Source organism: Actinokineospora terrae, from assembly GCF_900111175.1.
Classification (GTDB): domain Bacteria; phylum Actinomycetota; class Actinomycetes; order Mycobacteriales; family Pseudonocardiaceae; genus Actinokineospora; species Actinokineospora terrae.
Map to the genome: position 1 here is coordinate 823,629 of NZ_FOGI01000001.1, position 16,258 is coordinate 839,886.

Annotated in this window: 8 protein-coding genes; 3 read left to right on the top strand and 5 right to left on the bottom strand. The window is 69.1% G+C overall.

The genetic code is table 11. The features are described from left to right. Positions 1 to 1,020: 1,020 nt before the first annotated feature. Positions 1,021 to 3,078 (top strand): tetratricopeptide repeat protein, encoded by a 2,058-nt coding sequence (locus BMY07_RS03275; protein WP_245782164.1) that lies wholly within the window; start codon positions 1,021 to 1,023, stop codon positions 3,076 to 3,078. A gap of 295 nt (positions 3,079 to 3,373) precedes the next feature. Here the strand turns inward: BMY07_RS03275 and BMY07_RS03280 are convergent, their stop codons facing one another. The 4 genes from BMY07_RS03280 to BMY07_RS03295 form a co-directional block, all read right to left on the bottom strand. Then, a complete protein-coding gene (locus BMY07_RS03280) occupies positions 3,374 to 3,772 on the bottom strand; it encodes a hypothetical protein (protein ID WP_092774863.1) in 399 nt (132 codons plus the stop codon). 553 nt (positions 3,773 to 4,325) lie between these two features. Further along, a complete protein-coding gene (locus BMY07_RS03285; protein ID WP_092774864.1) occupies positions 4,326 to 4,646 on the bottom strand; it encodes a hypothetical protein in 321 nt (106 codons plus the stop codon). Between the two features lie 96 nt (positions 4,647 to 4,742). After that, a complete protein-coding gene (gene katG, locus BMY07_RS03290) occupies positions 4,743 to 6,977 on the bottom strand; it encodes a catalase/peroxidase HPI (protein WP_092774865.1) in 2,235 nt (744 codons plus the stop codon). A 10-nt stretch (positions 6,978 to 6,987) separates the two neighbouring features. Beyond that, on the bottom strand, positions 6,988 to 7,431 hold the full coding sequence (locus BMY07_RS03295) for a Fur family transcriptional regulator (protein WP_092774866.1): 444 nt from the start codon (positions 7,429 to 7,431) through the stop codon (positions 6,988 to 6,990). A 460-nt stretch (positions 7,432 to 7,891) separates the two neighbouring features. Between BMY07_RS03295 and BMY07_RS03300 the strand changes: the two genes are divergently transcribed. Both BMY07_RS03300 and BMY07_RS34080 read left to right on the top strand, forming a co-directional pair. Beyond that, positions 7,892 to 14,050: a PA14 domain-containing protein gene (locus BMY07_RS03300; protein WP_218150573.1), complete on the top strand. Its 6,159-nt coding sequence runs from the start codon at positions 7,892 to 7,894 to the stop codon at positions 14,048 to 14,050. 122 nt (positions 14,051 to 14,172) lie between these two features. Further along, positions 14,173 to 14,343 (top strand): hypothetical protein, encoded by a 171-nt coding sequence (locus BMY07_RS34080; RefSeq protein WP_177215406.1) that lies wholly within the window; start codon positions 14,173 to 14,175, stop codon positions 14,341 to 14,343. A gap of 68 nt (positions 14,344 to 14,411) precedes the next feature. Here BMY07_RS34080 and BMY07_RS03305 read toward each other — a convergent pair whose 3' ends face one another. Further along, entirely contained in the window at positions 14,412 to 16,247 is a 1,836-nt protein-coding gene (locus tag BMY07_RS03305) for a S8 family peptidase (protein WP_092774867.1), read from the bottom strand. Between the last annotated feature and the right edge of the window lie 11 nt (positions 16,248 to 16,258).

Consider the following 16,258-nt stretch of genomic DNA (forward strand, 5'->3'; position numbering starts at 1 on the left):
CACGGCACGACTACCGCCCCCGCCGCCTTGAGTCGACCCTCTAGTCCCCCCGCAAACACCGACCCCTCGTCGACGGTGAACACCACCTCGACCCTCAGATCCCCCAACAGCCCCGGCAACACATCCCCCAACCGCCCCCACGCCGCCGGAGTCCGCACCACCACCAAAACCCGCCGCTCCCCCCGAACCGTCTCCCACACGCCGGTCACTGTCCCCCACCAGCCCCATCCCCCACCGGTACGCCTTCCCCGCACCGTAGCAACCCCCGCCGCCCGACCTTCGGCTGCGTTCTCTGCCTCGGGCCACCTGACCTTCGACTGCGCTCACCGCCTCACACGCAGCAGAGCACCGCGCGGCTAAGGGCGCCCGTGGTTCGCGCCCTGCTCTTGCTCTCCCATGCCCTCTAGGCGCGGCCTACGCTCCCTGCCCACCATCGCCCTCTAAGCGCGACCTCCACCCCCTCCTCACCGTTACCCACTAGGCCCCGCCTCCGGCCCGCCGTCGCCCACTAGGCCTCGTCCCCTGCCCGCTGTCGCCTACGAGGCCCCGCCTTCGCCCCTACACACCGTCGCCCTCTCAACCCCGCCCCCGCCCGCCGTCCCCCTCTAAGCCGCGCCCTCAGCCTTACCCGCCGTCACCCTCTAACCCCCCACACCACCCGCTTCGCGCGCGGTCCCTACCCGGCCCAGCCCCCACCCTCACCGGGGGGCGTCCCAGGTCCCAGTCTACCGGCACCCCCCGACAGTGGATCTTGAAACAGGGGCTCCCAAGATCGACATGTGGACAACTTCTGTCGCTGAACCGGGTGATCCTCGCCGGGGTCTGGGCCACGTGGCCCGGGGAACCAAGAGACCCGGTCAAGTGCCGCGGGTCCCGGGGTTGCGAGTGCCGAGCCGGGAGCTCTCACGTGCGGCGGTGCTGGGTGTAGGGCCGTGCGAGGGGGAGGAGGTGTGATCTGAGCTAGTCGGGGAGGGGCGTGCAGTACCGTGAGGCTCCGGGTCGGGGCGTTGGGGGTGGGTTGTGGACGAGGTGCGGAATGTGCTGGGCGGGGTGGCCGGGCAGGTTGTGCAGGCTCGGGACATCGGGTCGGTGACCTTCTTGCCGGTGCAGTTGCCCGCGGCGGTTCCGGCGTTGGTGCCTGCCGGGCCCGCGGCGTTCGTCGACCGGGTCGAGCACCTGGCCGCGGTGCGGTCGTTGATCGGTGCGGAGCCGCGGCCGGGGCGGCCCGTCGTGGTGGCGGTTCGGGGGATGCCGGGCGTGGGCAAGACGGCGTTGGTGCGGCAGGTGGCCTCGGTGTTGGCGGCGGAGTTTCCCGATGGGGCGCTGCACGCGAGTTTCGGGGCGGAGGGGCAGTCGCCCGCGGAGGCGTTGGGGCGGTTGCTCAAGGCGCTGGGCGTGCCGGATCCGTTGATGCCGACCACTTTCCAGGAACGCCGCGACCTCTTCCAATCGTTGACGGCCAAGACGCGGCTCATCACGGTGCTGGACGATGTCACCGACGCTGGACAGGTCGAGGCGCTGCTGCCCAACTCCGCGGCGGGGCTGGTGCTGGTCGCCAGCAACACGACACTGGAGGACCTGCACGCCGATGGCGCGGTGCCGGTCCTGTTGGAACCGTTGGAGACTCCCGACGCGCTCGACCTGCTGCGCGGGGTGTGCGGAGACGGCCGGGTCGACCACGAGATCGACGCGGCGGTCGAGTTGGTCCAGCTGTGCGGCCTGCTTCCGCTTGCCGTGCGCGTGGTTGGTGCACGTCTCGCCGTGCATCCGAAGTGGACAGTGAAGCGACTCGTCGACGAACTCCGCGGTGCCGAAGCGGGTCGGGTGTTCGGTGGGGTCAATGCCGTGTTCGACGCGGTCTACGCCGATCTCTCCGACGACGCTCGGACCGTCTACAAAACACTCGGCCTGCTGGTGAGCCACGACTTCGGGCTGGAGGTGCTCGCCGCGATGGTCGAGTCGCCCGTGGCTCGGCTGCGGGACACGCTCGAACAACTCCACGCCGCCGCCCTGGTCGAAGAACGCTCCGACGACCGATATGCCATGCACCGCTTGGTTCGTGCGCACGCTCTGCGGGTCGCGGACGCCGAGACGTCCGATGTGGAACGTGAGACGCTTCTCCGCCGCGCTGTCGGCTGGTGGCAACTCGGTGCGACCGCCGCGGATGTCGCCGCTACGGGGCGCGAACGCTTGCGCGTGTACGACCCCGAGCTATTCCTCGACGGCGCCGACCTTCCGATGAGTCCCCGGTCCGCGCTCGCGTGGTTCGAACGTGAACACGGCAACATCGCCGCAGCCATGCGCGCCTGCGCCGAGAAGGGGTGGCACGCGATCGTGTGGCAGCTCTTCGAGGCGACCTTCGCGTACTACGACTCCCGTCGCCCGCTGGCGTCCTGGGTGGACGCTGGCCGTCTCGCCGTGGAGTCTGCCATAGTGGACGGTCACGTCGCCGCCGAGTCCCGCTGTCGGTGCCTGTTGGCCAAGGCGTACCAGGAACTCGAGCGCTACGACGACGCCGCGGCCGAACTCGACCAGGCCCGCGCCCTCGCCGACACCGACCGTCTCCGTGCGTCGACTTACGACTTCACCGGCAACCTCGCCCTGCGCACCGGCCGGTTCGACGACGCCCTGCACTGGTTCAGCACCGCCCGCGACATCAACATCGCGTTGGGCCGCAAGCGCGGCACGGCGATGCAGACCCTCTTCGTCGGCCGCGCCCTAGTCGGCCTCGGTCGTACTGCCGAGGCGCTCGACACCTTCGCCGAGGCCGCGCGCCTGGCTGCCGCCGCGAACGCCAAGAGCGTCCTCGCCAAGTCCATCCTGGCCACCGCCGCCGTCCACGCCGCGAACCAAGACCACATCGCGGCCGACCACGCCCTCGCCGACGCCGAACTCCTGGCCGACCAACTCGACAACAGCGCGCTGCAGGCCGAGATCCACCTGCTGCGCGCCACCACCGCCCGCGCCGCAGGCGACCACACCACCGCCGAGTCCCACCGCCGCGCCGCCGCGACCGCGTACGAGCGCATGGGCAGCCCCAAAGCCGCCCGACTACTCACCGACCTCGCCACAACCTGAGCAGCAGCGACCTGCCCTGCCCCTTGCGAACTGACTGGCCGCGATCGGGATCGCCGCGAAGCTATCTGACTGGGCTGCCGGGCACAGGGCTGGCGCGATCGTGCCGCTGTGAAGCGACCTGACGAGACCTGGTGCGACACGACCGCCACAACCGGCTGCCGCGACCGCACTCGCCGCAACCTGACTTGGTGCGACCTGGCCTGGCGAACTGGCCTGCCGTGACCGTGCTCGCCGCGATGTTTGGCCGACGTGAACCGGGGCCCCACGGGCGAACCGCGGGGACCCCGGTCGTGGGTCAGCTGGTGACGAGGAGGTCGTAGCCGGTGAAGCCGGATCGGCAGGTGTGGCTGTTCCACGCGGCGGGGGAGGCGGCCTCGCCGTTGGTGCCCGCGGTCTGGCAGTCGGTCAGGGTGGCGGTGGTGAACAGGTAGGCGTCGGTGAACGAGGCGCCGGTGGGCTCGCCGATCAGGTCGTACCCCGCGATGCCGGGGCGGCAGGTGAACCCGGCGAAGGTGAAGACGTTCCCGTCCTCCGCCCGCACCCCGGCGGTCACGCACTCGTCGAGCGTGGGAAAGGTGAACACGTAAGCGGTCGGCACCGGCCAGTCGGTCGAGGCCGACGCGGGCGCGGCGAGCGCCACCGCGGCAGCGGCGCCCACCGCGGCGATGGCGGCGATCCGAGAACCTGCGGACATGGGTGTCCTCCAGTCGTCACAACGGTTGATCGGCCTGATTTCCGCACTGCGCCCTCGACGTTAACCGACCGCCCCAGACCCAAATGGATTGTTTGCCGGTCACCACCGCACACTCAGCGTGACCACACCCCTCGGCCACCCTCGACGCGGAACCCCTTGACCAGCAACAACATCGCCCCACCGACTGCGCGCCGGGACCGAACAGCCCACCCGACGTCATCACCCATGGTGACAACTGTGCTCCGCGCCACCCTGCGGCACATCGCTGCCGCCTGACCCATTCGGCCGCAATGGATTTCCCGGCGGACCACACCGGATGTCCGATTGCGCCGGTCGTCGAATCCGGTGCGTGGGTCCGGATTCGATTGCTGTTCTCACCCGGTTGGCGGTTAGGTGACCGGCATTTCCCCATCGCTCTATGACAGGGATTCCGACGACGGCAGCTTTCTGCCATCGTCACCGGAATCGGCTGGTGGCATGATCCTGCCGTGGCGGAATGGCCGCTTGTGTGCTGTGGCCCACACCCGGCGGACCGCAGTCCGCCGGGTGTGGGCTAGTCCAGGCCCATAGCCTTGCGGATCTCGGCGAGGCGGGCGCGGCCTGCTTCCTCGCGCTTGGCGAGCTGGTCGTCCAGGGACTCGGTGGTGGGGCCGGTGCCGCCCAGGCCTGCCAGGTCGGTGGATCCGGTGGCGGTGGCGGCGCGGGACTCGATGCGGTCGCGGACGTAGTCGAAGGTCGGGACGCCCGCGTCGGTGTAGTCCGGGGCGGCCTCGACCACCTCGGTGAGCGGGGGAGTGGGGCGCTCGACGAGTTCGGCGGCCTCGACCACCTCGGCGTCGACGACGTCCGGGTTGTCCGGCTGGGGTGTGCTCATCGGGTGCTCTCTCCGCTCGGGGTACACCGGCCAGCATAGGCGCGAACGACAGCGCGCCCGGTCCCGCGACGGGGACCGGGCGCGCTGGGTGTTCGGTTACGCGACGTCGAAGCGGTCCAGGTCGGTGACCTTGGTCCAGGCGGCGACGAAGTCGGTGACGAACTTGTCGCCCGCGTCGGCGCTGGCGTAAACCTCGGCGACCGCGCGCAGCTCGGAGTTCGAGCCGAACAGCAGGTCGACCCGGGAACCGGTCCACCTGACCTCGCCGGTCGCCCGGTCGCGGCCCTCGAAGGCGTCCGCGTCCGAGCTGGTCGGCTTCCACTGCGTGCCCATGTCGAGCAGGTTCACGAAGAAGTCGTTGGTCAGCGTCTCCGGGCGGTCGGTGAGGACACCGGCCGTGGAACCGCGGTGGTTGGCGCCCAGCACGCGCAGGCCGCCGACCAGGACGGTCAGCTCCGGCGCGCTCAGGGTGAGCAGGTTCGCCCGGTCCACCAGCAGGTACTCGGCGGGCAGGCGGTGGCCCTTGCCGAGGTAGTTGCGGAAGCCGTCCGCGGTCGGCTCCAGCGGGGCGAACGACTCGGCGTCGGTCTGCTCCGCGGTCGCGTCGGTGCGGCCCGGGGTGAACGGCACGGTGACGTCCCGGCCCGCGGCCTTGGCGGCCTGCTCGACCGCGGCGTTGCCACCGAGGACGATCAGGTCGGCCAGCGAGACCTTCTTGCCGCCGGTCTGCGCGCTGTTGAAGCGCTCCTGGATGCCCTCCAGGGTGCTCAGCACACCCGCCAGCACGTCGGGCTCGTTGACCTCCCAGCCGCGCTGCGGCTCAAGGCGCAGGCGGGCACCGTTGGCGCCACCGCGCTTGTCGCTGCCGCGGAAGGTCGACGCCGACGCCCACGCGGTGCGCACGAGCTGGCCGACGGTCAGCCCCGAGTCGAGGATCTCGCGCTTGAGGGCCGCGATGTCCTCGGCGGAGACGACCTCGTGGTCGAGCACCGGCACGCGGTCCTGCCAGATCAGCTCCTCCTGCGGCACCTGCGGGCCGAGGTAGCGCTGGATCGGGCCCATGTCGCGGTGGGTCAGCTTGAACCACGCGCGGGCGAACGCGTCGGCGAACTGGTCCGGGTTCTCCAGGAAGCGGCGGGAGATCGGCTCGTAGATCGGGTCGAACCGCAGCGACAGGTCCGTGGTCAGCATTGTCGGCGGGCGGGTCAGCTCACCGGACTCCGGGTCGGGCACGGTGTTGGCGCCCGCGCCGTCCTTGGGCTGCCACTGGTGTGCGCCCGCGGGGCTCTTGGTGAGCTCCCACTCGTAGCCGAACAGGTTCTCGAAGAAGCTGTTGCTCCACCGGGTCGGCGTCGCGGTCCAGGTGACCTCGAGGCCGCTGGTGATGGCGTCGCGGCCCTTGCCGGAGCCGAAGCTGTTGCGCCAGCCGAAGCCCTGCTCCTCCAGCGCCGCGCCCTCGGGCTCCGCGCCGACGTGCTGGTCGGGGTCGGCCGCGCCGTGCGCCTTGCCGAAGGTGTGGCCGCCCGCGATGAGCGCGACGGTCTCCTCGTCGTTCATCGCCATCCGGCCGAAGGTGTCGCGGATGTCGCGCGCGGCGGCCAGCGGGTCCGGGTTGCCGTTGGGGCCCTCCGGGTTGACGTAGATGAGTCCCATCTGGACCGCGGCGAGCGGGTTCTCCAGGTCGCGGTCACCGGAGTAGCGCTCGTCGCCGAGCCAGGTGCGCTCGGGGCCCCAGTAGACGTCCTGGTCGGGCTCCCACACGTCGGCGCGGCCACCGGCGAAGCCGAAGGTGGTGAAACCCATGGTCTCCAGCGCGCGGTTGCCGGTGAAGATCATCAGGTCCGCCCAGGAGACCTTGCGGCCCCACTTCTGCTTGACCGGCCACAGCAGGCGGCGCGCCTTGTCCAGGTTGCCGTTGTCCGGCCAGCTGTTGAGCGGGGCGAAGCGCTGCATGCCCGCGCCCGCGCCGCCGCGACCGTCCTGGACCCGGTAGGTGCCCGCGCTGTGCCAGGCCATCCGGATCATGAACGGGCCGTAGTGGCCGAAGTCGGCAGGCCACCAGTCCTGGGAGGTGGTGAGGACCGCGTCCACGTCGGCGGCCAACTCGTCGAGGTCGACGGTCTTGAACTCGGCGGCGTAGTCGAACTCACCGCCGAACGGGTCGGCGACCGCGGAGTGCTTGCGCAGGATGGCGAGGTTGAGCTGGTTGGGCCACCAGGTGTGGTTGGTGCCACCCTCGGTCGGGTGGTTGAACCGCCCCGCGGAGACCGGGCACCCGCCTGCGCTCTCCTCATTCATGTCACCAACGCGGGCGTTCGGGCTTTCGGACACGCGAATCCTCTCAGGACGGGAAAGGTGGTGTGGTTGTGGTGGAGCAGCGGGGGCACAGTCCCCGGTAGACGACCTCGGCCTCGTCGATGGTGAAGCCGTGGGCGTCGGAGGCGGTGAGGCACGGGGCGAACCCGACGGCGCAGTCGACGTCGGCGATCGCGCCGCAGGACCGGCACACGACGTGGTGGTGGTTGTCGCCGACCCTGGCCTCGTAGCGCGCCACCGACCCCGGCGGCTCGATGCGGCGCACCAGCCCCGCGGCGGTCAACGCCCGCAACACGTCGTACACGGCCTGGTGCGACACCGCGCCGAGCTCCCCACGCACGACCCCGATGATCGAGTCCGTGTCCGCGTGCGGATTCCCGTGCACCGCCGTCAACACCGCCACCCGCGGCCCGGTGACCCGCAACGACACGTCGCGCAGCATCTGCCGGAACTCGGGGGCGGTGGGCACGCGGCCAGTCTCCCGCTCTTTCTGGAATTAATCAAGTTAACACTGTCTGTCATCGTGCCGACACACCCCCACCGCCGTCTCGGAGGGTGACCGGCTGTCGGTGGTCGAGCCGCTGCTCGCCAGTCGGTGGTCGATGTCGCGCCGGGCGACCCCGGGCCGCTGGGCGCGTTGTGGACGAACCGGACCTTTCTGGTTCTTTTTGTGCTTTTCTGACATTTCCCGGCTATTTCGGACATTGCGGGCTACTTGTTCCCGGGTAACCCGATGCGACTCCTTCTTGGTGGGTAAACACTTTATGACCCACCGGGCGTGCGGCCGTGTGGTCCATTTCGAACCCTTGCCGCGAAGTGCCGGTTCGTAGCCCGAATGGTCTCTAGCGCGGTGCGCGAGAATCCGACACGCTCACATCGTTTTGGCTACCGCGGTCGGTCGGGGAACCGCATGAGCTCTGGGGAAATACGTGAAACGTCGCTATAGCGGCGTGCGCGAACGCGCACGCCTGATGAAGGCTGCCCGGGGAACCGGGCTCGCCCTGTCCATCGTGCTCGCGATATCGGGAGTGGCCGCTGTCGCCCCCGCTGCCGCGACGCCCAAGGCCGGTCCGTCTTCCGCTGTTGACGTGCGGACGCTCCCGCTCGCCGACGCACCCGCGGCCGAGGCCAAGCGCGCGCCGCAACCGAGGGCGGACGCGGACTTCGCGCCGCTGGCGCGTGCCGCCGACCCGGGATCGCGCTTCGACGCGGCGCGGTCGCGGGTGGTCTCGCGGTCGCAGTTCAGCGAGGAGTACGTCAACCCGGACGGCTCGCGGACGACGAAGCAGTCCGCGGAACCGTTGAACGTCAAGGACGAGTCGGGCAACTGGCAGGCGGTCGACGCCACCCTGGAGGTGGACAAGGCGGGGCGGGCGAAGGCCAAGCGCCATCCCCTCAACGCCTCCCTGGGTGCCTCGGCGGACGACCCGTCGCTGGTGTCGATCGAGGTCGACGGCGCCAAGGTGTCCCTCGCCATGGAGGGCGCCGCCAAGGGGCGCAAGGCGAGGGTGGCTGGCAAGAACGCCGACTACGCCGACGTCTCGCCGGACACCGACCTGAAGTACGAGGTCACGGCGAGCTCGGTGAAGGAAACGATCGTCCTGCGCAAACCGACCCGTTCGTCGTGGCGGTTCTCGTTGGACACCGGCTCGTTGACCCCGCGCCTGGTCGGCGACGGCGTGCAGCTGGTGGACGCGGGCGGCAAGGTCAAGGCAGTGCTGCCGCCGGTGGAGACCTGGGACTCCGCTGGTGACGGCAACGAGAAGCCCCCGGCGCGGACCGGCGGCACCTACAAGCTCGAGCAGGTCAAGGGCAAGTGGGTGCTGACCGTCTCGGTGGACGAGGCGTGGCTGAAGGACCCCAAGCGGGTCTACCCGGTCAGCGTCGACCCGACGTTCACCTTCGGCGGGGACAACGCCTGGGCGTACAAGTCCGACGGATACAGCTGCCAGAACTGCGGTGTGCGGATCGGCAACAGCCTGGCGGGTCCGGTGGGCAACCCGAACACCTTCTGGCACTCGGTGGTCCACTACAACTACTCCTCGTTGTCCGGCCAGAACGTCGTCGGTGCGCGGGTGGACGTGTCGCGGACCAGCGGTGGTGGCTACAACAAGGCGTGGGGTGCGACGCTGCACGACGCCTCGGCGCTGAACTACAACGGCGTCGGCCCGCTGCTGGCGTCGTCCATCGTCGGTGACGTGGGCAGCTTCCAGAGTCCCGCGCTCACCAACCTGGTCCGCAACGCGGTCAACACGAACAACTGGAACTACTGGTTCATGCTGGTCGGCACCGACTCCGGTGTCTACACCTACAAGAACCTCAACGTGGTCCTGTACGTCGACACCGGCAATGCCCCGCCCGCACCGGTCCTGTCGGCGCCGGTGGACAACAGCGTGCTGACCTCGTTGACCCCGACGTTGGCGGTCAACCCGGTCACCGACGCCGACGGTGACGCCGTGAAGTACTGCTTCACCGTGGCCACCGGTAGCGACGGCAAGTCCGGCCAGGTCGTGGACTCCGGTTGTGTCACCACGCCCACCTGGACCATTCCGGAGGGCGTGCTGACCGATGGTGCCGCCTACACCTGGAAGGCCACCACGGCGTCCGGCTACAGCCTCACCCCGTCGACCTGGGTCGGTCACTTCAAGGTCGACCAGCGCATCGGTAGCCACGGTCCGTCTCCTGTGGACACCTCCGGCCCGGTCACGGTGAACCTGGCCAACGGCAACGTCTCCACCGGTAGTTCGTCGCCGACGTTCGCGACGGTGGGCGGTACCGCTGGTCTCAACTTCACCTACAACTCCCAGCAGCCCGTGGCGACGGGCGTGAAGGCGTCGTACTTCGACGACGTCTCGCACGCGGGTCTGCTCAACGACGGCCAGATCCCGGTGCTGGTCCGCAACGAGCCGCAGATCAACGCCGACTGGGGTACCGCCTCGCCGTTCTCCCCCGCGCTGGGCGGGGACTGGTGGGTCGTCCGCTGGGAGGGGTGGTTCATCCCACCGGTGACCGGCACCTACCAGTTCGCGGGCATCCACGACGACGGCCCGACCATCACGGTCAACAACACCAAGGTCTACGACGTGGCGACCGCGGTCACCGCGCTGAACTGGGGCGCGGCCACCGGTGTCGCGCTCACGCAGGGTGTGGCGGTGCCGATCAAGGTCGAACTGCAGGAGATGACCGGCAACGCGAAGATGCAGCTCTACACCCGCACCACCGCGGGCGGTAGCGTCCCGGAGCAGATCGTGCCGTCGGCGTGGCTGGCCTCGACCGACGCGCCCGCCCTGCCCAAGGGGTGGACCCTCTCGGCCGACCTGGACGGCACGGGGAGCACCTACACCGAGGCGAAGGTCGTCGACGAGACCATCGTGCTGACCGATGCCACCGGTGCGAAGCACACCTGGACGAAGAAGTCGACCGGTGGTTTCGCGCCGCCGGCTGACGAGGACGGCACGCTCGGTCTGGACGCCACCGGCCAGGTGACGGTCACCCAGGGCTCGGACGTGTTCGTGTTCCGCGCCGACGGCAAGCTGGACACCCAGTCCAACCTCGCGGACTCCCGCAAGCCCGCCGCGTTGCAGAACCTGTACAACGGCACGCCGTCGCGGTTGGTGCAGATCAAGGACCCGGTCTCGAACCGGCTGCACCAGCTGTACTACAACCGCCCGGGTGAGGACTGCTACGGCGGCGCCTCGGTTCCCTCCGGCGCGGACTCGCTGCCGCCCGCCCAGATGCTGTGCCGGATCGTCTACTGGGACGGCAGCACGTCGCGCTTGTGGTACAAGTCCGGTCAGCTGTTCCGGATCGAGGACCCGGGCAGCAAGTTGACCGACTACACCTACACCAATGGTGTCCTCACCGGCGTTCGGGACTCCCTGGCCGCCGACTGGGTGGCGGTGAACCCGGGCGTCCGTGACACCGCGGCGACCTACACCGCGATCGGCTACGACAACACCGCCGCGGTCAAGCCGGTGGCCACCTCGGTCACCAGCCCGGCGCCGACCTCGGGTGCGGCACGGCCGCAGCACTCCTTCCGCTACGACCGCCCCAACCGCATCGCCTACACCGACATCGCAGGCATCACGCCCGCGATCGGGTTCTTCAACAAGGTGATCTACGACGACGCCGACCGGCTTCTGTCCACAACGGACGCCACCGGCAAGGTCTCGTCGCAGACGTGGAGCGTCAAGGACCAGAAACTGACCTCCACCGACCCCGCGGGCCGGGTGTCGACCACGGTGTACGACGCACAGGACCGTCCGGTCGACTCGTACGGGCCCGCACCCGCGTCGTGCTTCACCGGTCAGGTCCCGACGGTGGCGTGCGCGAGCACGGTGCCCAAGTCCCACACCGGGTACGACGAGAACATCAACGGCCTCGCCGTGTCCTGGTACGACAACAACACCCTGACCGGCGCGCCGAAGGTCTACACGACCGGGTTCAACGACCCCACCGGCAAGCTGCAGCAGACCTGGTCCGGCGTCCCGACCACCGGCATCCCGGCGGACTACTTCTCGCTGCGGGCCACCGGTGACATCGTGTTCCCGGCCGCGGGTACCTACAACCTCCGGCTGCTCGCCGACGACGGCATCCGCGTCTGGGTGGACGACCAGCTGATCATCGACAGCTGGATCGGCACCTACCCGCTGTGGCGCAACGCCAACGTGGTCAGTGGCGCCGCTGGTGAGACGAAGAAGATCCGCATCGACTACTTCGAGGTCAACCTCGGCGCCCAGCTCGAACTGCACTGGACCACCCCGGCCGCGGTGCAGGAGGTCGTGCCGGGTTCGGCGCTGCGTCCCAGGTACGGGCTGTCGACGTCGACGACCACGTCGGAGTCGGCGGGTGTGCCGGACTCGGTCAACACCAACCGGTACGACCAGGGCGGCCTCGACGCGGTCTACGCCCAGCTCACCAGCACGACGACCGGTGGTCTGAGCAACTCGACGGGGTACGAGACCCCCGGCGTCGGGTACCTGCGGGCGACGAGTGGTACCAAGCCCACCGGCGCGGTGTCGACCACGGAGTACTACGGGGACACCGAGACCCGCGACGATCCCTGTGTGGCAGGCGACGTCCAGGTGAACCAGGGTGGTTTGTCGAAGAAGGCGACGTCGGCGACGCCCGCCTCGGGTCCGGCGCGGGTCGACGAGCAGATCTACGACGCGTCGGGGCGGGTGGTGGCCAAGTCGATCTCCGGGGACTGGACCTGCACCGGCTACGACGCCCGTGACCGTCAGGTGTCGGTGGCCATCCCGGCCAACGGCTCGGCCGGTGCGCGCACCATCACGACCAACTACGCCGTCGGCGGTGACCCGCTGACCTCGTCGGTGAGCGACTACAACGGCACGATCACCACCCAGGTCGACCTGCTGGGGCGTACGGTCGCCTACACCGACGCCAACGGTGTGCGCACGGAGACCAGCTACAACCAGGTCGGTCGAGTGACGTTGGAGAAGGTCATCCCGCCGAACGTGGCCGACGCCGCGCAGGAGATCACCAACACCTACGACGACGCCGGTCGCGTGCTCACCACGTCGTTGGGTGCCACGGTGCTGGCCACCACGACCTACGACGCCGCGGGCGAGCCCGCGTCGGTGTCCTACTCCAACGGCAGTTCGCTGAACTCCGTCACCAAGGACACCAGTGGTAGGCCGACCGGGTTGAACTGGAAGACCAGCAACAACGTCACGATCTCCTCGGCGGTCACCCGCACCCGTGCGGGCACGATCGTCGACGAGTCGCTGGCCGGTGTCGACGCCAGGCCCAGCCTGCCGAACTTCACCTACGACGCGGCCGGTCGGCTGACCGACGCGTGGGTCACCGACCACCACTACGTCTACGACTTCACCTCCAACGCCCCGTCGACGTGTCCGACCGGCAAGCAGACCAACGCCGGGTTGAACACCAACCGGGTCTACCTCTACGACGAGACGAGCAGCGGCACCGCCGACACCGGCTACTGCTACGACGCCGCCGACCGGATCCTCGCCACCACCGGTACCAGCCCGATCACCGGTGTCACCTACAACACCCACGGTTCCACCACCCAGTACACCCAGGGCAGCGCGACCACGGTGTTCGGTTGGGACACCACCGACCGCAACATCCTCATCACCACCACCGGTACCGACCCGGCGTCGGTGTCCTACACCAGGGACGCGGCCGACCGGATCATCCGCCGCCAGGCCACGCAGGGCGACACGACCGCCGACATCCGCTTCGGTTTCACCGGCACCGGCGACACCGCGGACTACGCGCTCAACGCCACCGACAAGAAGATCATCACCCGCAGCATCAGCCTGCCCGGTGGCGTGCTCTACACCTGGAAGCCGGTGGCCGCCGACCAGACCTGGGACCACCCCACGGTCCGCGGTGACCTGACCCTCACCACGACGTCGACCGGCATCCAGTCCGGCTCGCTGCGGACCTACGGCCCCTACGGCGAGACCGGCACCACCAGCAACGACGGAGTTCCGGACAACCAGCCCGGCCACTTCGACAACGGCTGGCTCGGGCAGCACCAGCGCCCGTACGAGCACGCGGGGGCCTTGTCCATCGTCCAGATGGGCGCCCGCCCCTACAGCCCCGCCCTCGGCCGTTTCCTCTCGGTCGACCCGGTCGACGGCGGCAGCGCCAACGACTACGACTACACCTCAGCCGACCCCATCAACAGCACCGACCTCGACGGCAACGCCCGGGTCTGCGCACGGTGGCACAGGGCGCGGTGTGTCGCCTACAAGACCGTGTTCAAGCAGAAGTACCAACCGTTGAAGATCTCTGTGTACAAGAACGCGTTCATCAAGACAGTCGTGGTGTCCCGCGGCGGTGTGGTGATCTCGCGGCGGATCTACACCGCGAGCTCCATCGGCTGGATGCCCAGCTACATCCAGGAGGGCAACTTCGTCTGGGCCCGGAAGCGGAAGACCTGGCGGGAGATGATGAACTGCGGCGGTTCGATCGTCGTGTTCGGCTTCTCCTTCGCCGGTTCGGTCGTGGTCACAGTCGGTAGTGGCGGTTTGGCCTCCGTCCCCGCATGGGGAGTAACAGCGGGCTCCGGCATGCTGGTAGCAGGAAACTGCTAGCTCGTCATAGGTAGGCTTGATCTGTGGGACCGCGGTCACCGCGGTCCCACAGATCGACTGCATGGGCTTTCGGGCCGAACATCGCACTGTCACACGCCGAGTGTCTGAACGTGAAGGCTTAGATGGAAAAGAAGCACGATACGATCGTGATCGTATGCGGGCTGGGGATTCTCCTCGGCGCCGTACTCTTCGTGATCGCGGGCTCCTACGGTTACGCGGCGATCGCTGTGGTCTTCGCCGCCGTGATCTTCGGGGGCACCTATCTGCGCGCCAGGAAGAGGCGGACAGACTGAGCTCTGAGACGTGAAGCGCCCGGCGGGAACATTCCCGCCGGGCGCTTCACGTCTCAGAGCTCAGGACCTCACGTGGTGAGGGTCCAGGTGTCGATCTTGCCGGTGTCGTTGACGTAGGCGTCGGAGACTCGGAGTTTCCAGGTGCCGTTGCGGGGCTCGCTGGACAGGTTGACGGTGTAGGTCTTGATGATGTTGTCGGCGCCCCCGCCTGCTCGGTTGTGCAGGACGTAGGTGCTGCCGTCCGGGGCGACCAGGGTGACGACGAGGTCGCCGATGTAGGTGTGGGCGATGTTCACCGCGACGGAGGCCGTGGCGGAGGCGTTGCCGGTGCAGCCGGAGACGGTGACCGGGCTCTCGACCGTGGCGTTGTCCGGGATGGCGACGTCGGTGCCGTTGGTGACCGGGCCGCAGCCGCCGGTGGTGGAGACGGTGATGGTGAAGGTGGCCGAGCCGGACTTGTTCGCCGCGTCGGTCGCGGTCACGGTGACGTTCGCGGTGGCCGCGGCGGTCGGGGTGCCGGAGATGCGGCCGGTCGAGGACGCGATGGACAGGCCCGCGGGCAGGCCGGTCGCGGTCCAGGTGTACGGCGAGGTGCCGCCGGTGGCCGAGTTGTCCAGGGTGAACGCCTGGCCCACGGTGGCGGTCTTGTTGCCCGGGTTGGCGACCGTGACACCGGTCGGGGTGTCGGTGTTGAGGAAACCGGTGTACAGCAACACGTTCGGCGAACCGGTGTTGATGCCGGTCAGCTTGCCGGTGGAGCCGTTGTTGACCAGCGCGGTGCGCACCTGCGCCGGGGTGGCCGAGGTGTTCTTCGCCAGGTACACCGCTGCCGCGCCCGCGACGTGCGGGGACGCCATCGAGGTGCCGGACATGGTGGCGCTACCGGTGTTGCTGCTGTACGAGGCCGACACGATGTTGTCGCCCGGCGCCCAGATGTCCAGGCAGGTGCCGTAGTTGCTGTCGCTGCGCCGGGTGTCGGTCTTGGTGCTGTTGCCGACGGTGATCGCGTCCGAGAGCCGCTGCGGGCTGTAGTAGCACGCGTCGTCGTTGGAGTTGCCCGCCGCCTGCACCCACTGCACACCACTGTCCACAACGGCCTTGACGGCGTTGTCGATGGTCTGGTTGGTGCAGCGCGAACGGCAGCCGATGCTGTAGTTGACGACCGCGGGCTTCACCGCGTTCGTCTTGACCCAGTTCATCGCCGCGATCAGGTCGTCGTCGGTGGCGCTGCCCGAGCAGTCGAGCACGCGCAGCGCGACGATGGTCGCCTTCTTCGCCACGCCGTAGGACGTGCCCGCGGCGGTACCGGCGACGTGCGTGCCGTGGCCGTGGCAGTCCTGCGGGGTGCTGTCGCCGTCGACGAAGTCGTAGCCCTGGGCGATGCGGCCGGTGAAGTCGGTGTGGCTGGCGTTGATGCCCGAGTCCATCACGTACACCCGAGCGCCCTGACCGGGGTTGGTCGGGTAGGTGTACGCGCTGTTGAGCGGCAGGTCGCGCTGGTCGACGCGGTCATCGCCCCAGTTCGGCGGGTTGGTCTGCGTGTCGACCGCGGCGTACTTGGTCACCTGCTGCACGTAGGACACGTTCGGGTCCTTGGCGACCTTGGCCGCCTCGTCCGCCGACATCGACGCGGCGTACCCGTTGAGCACGGCGTCGTAGGTGTGGCGGACCTGGCCGCCGTACTGGCGGGTCATCGACGCGGCCGACGCGCTGACCGCCTGCGCGCCCTGGCCCTGGTTCTTGAACACCACGATGTAGCGCCCGGCCACCGCGTCCGCAGAGCTCGCGTTCACGATCGACACCTGCTGGGCCTCGGACGCCGACGCACCTGGGGACAGGAAGTACGCGGCGATCCCCGAAGCGGCGGCCGCGACGGCGACCACCTTCAGTGTTGTTTTCCTCATGAGCAGCCGAA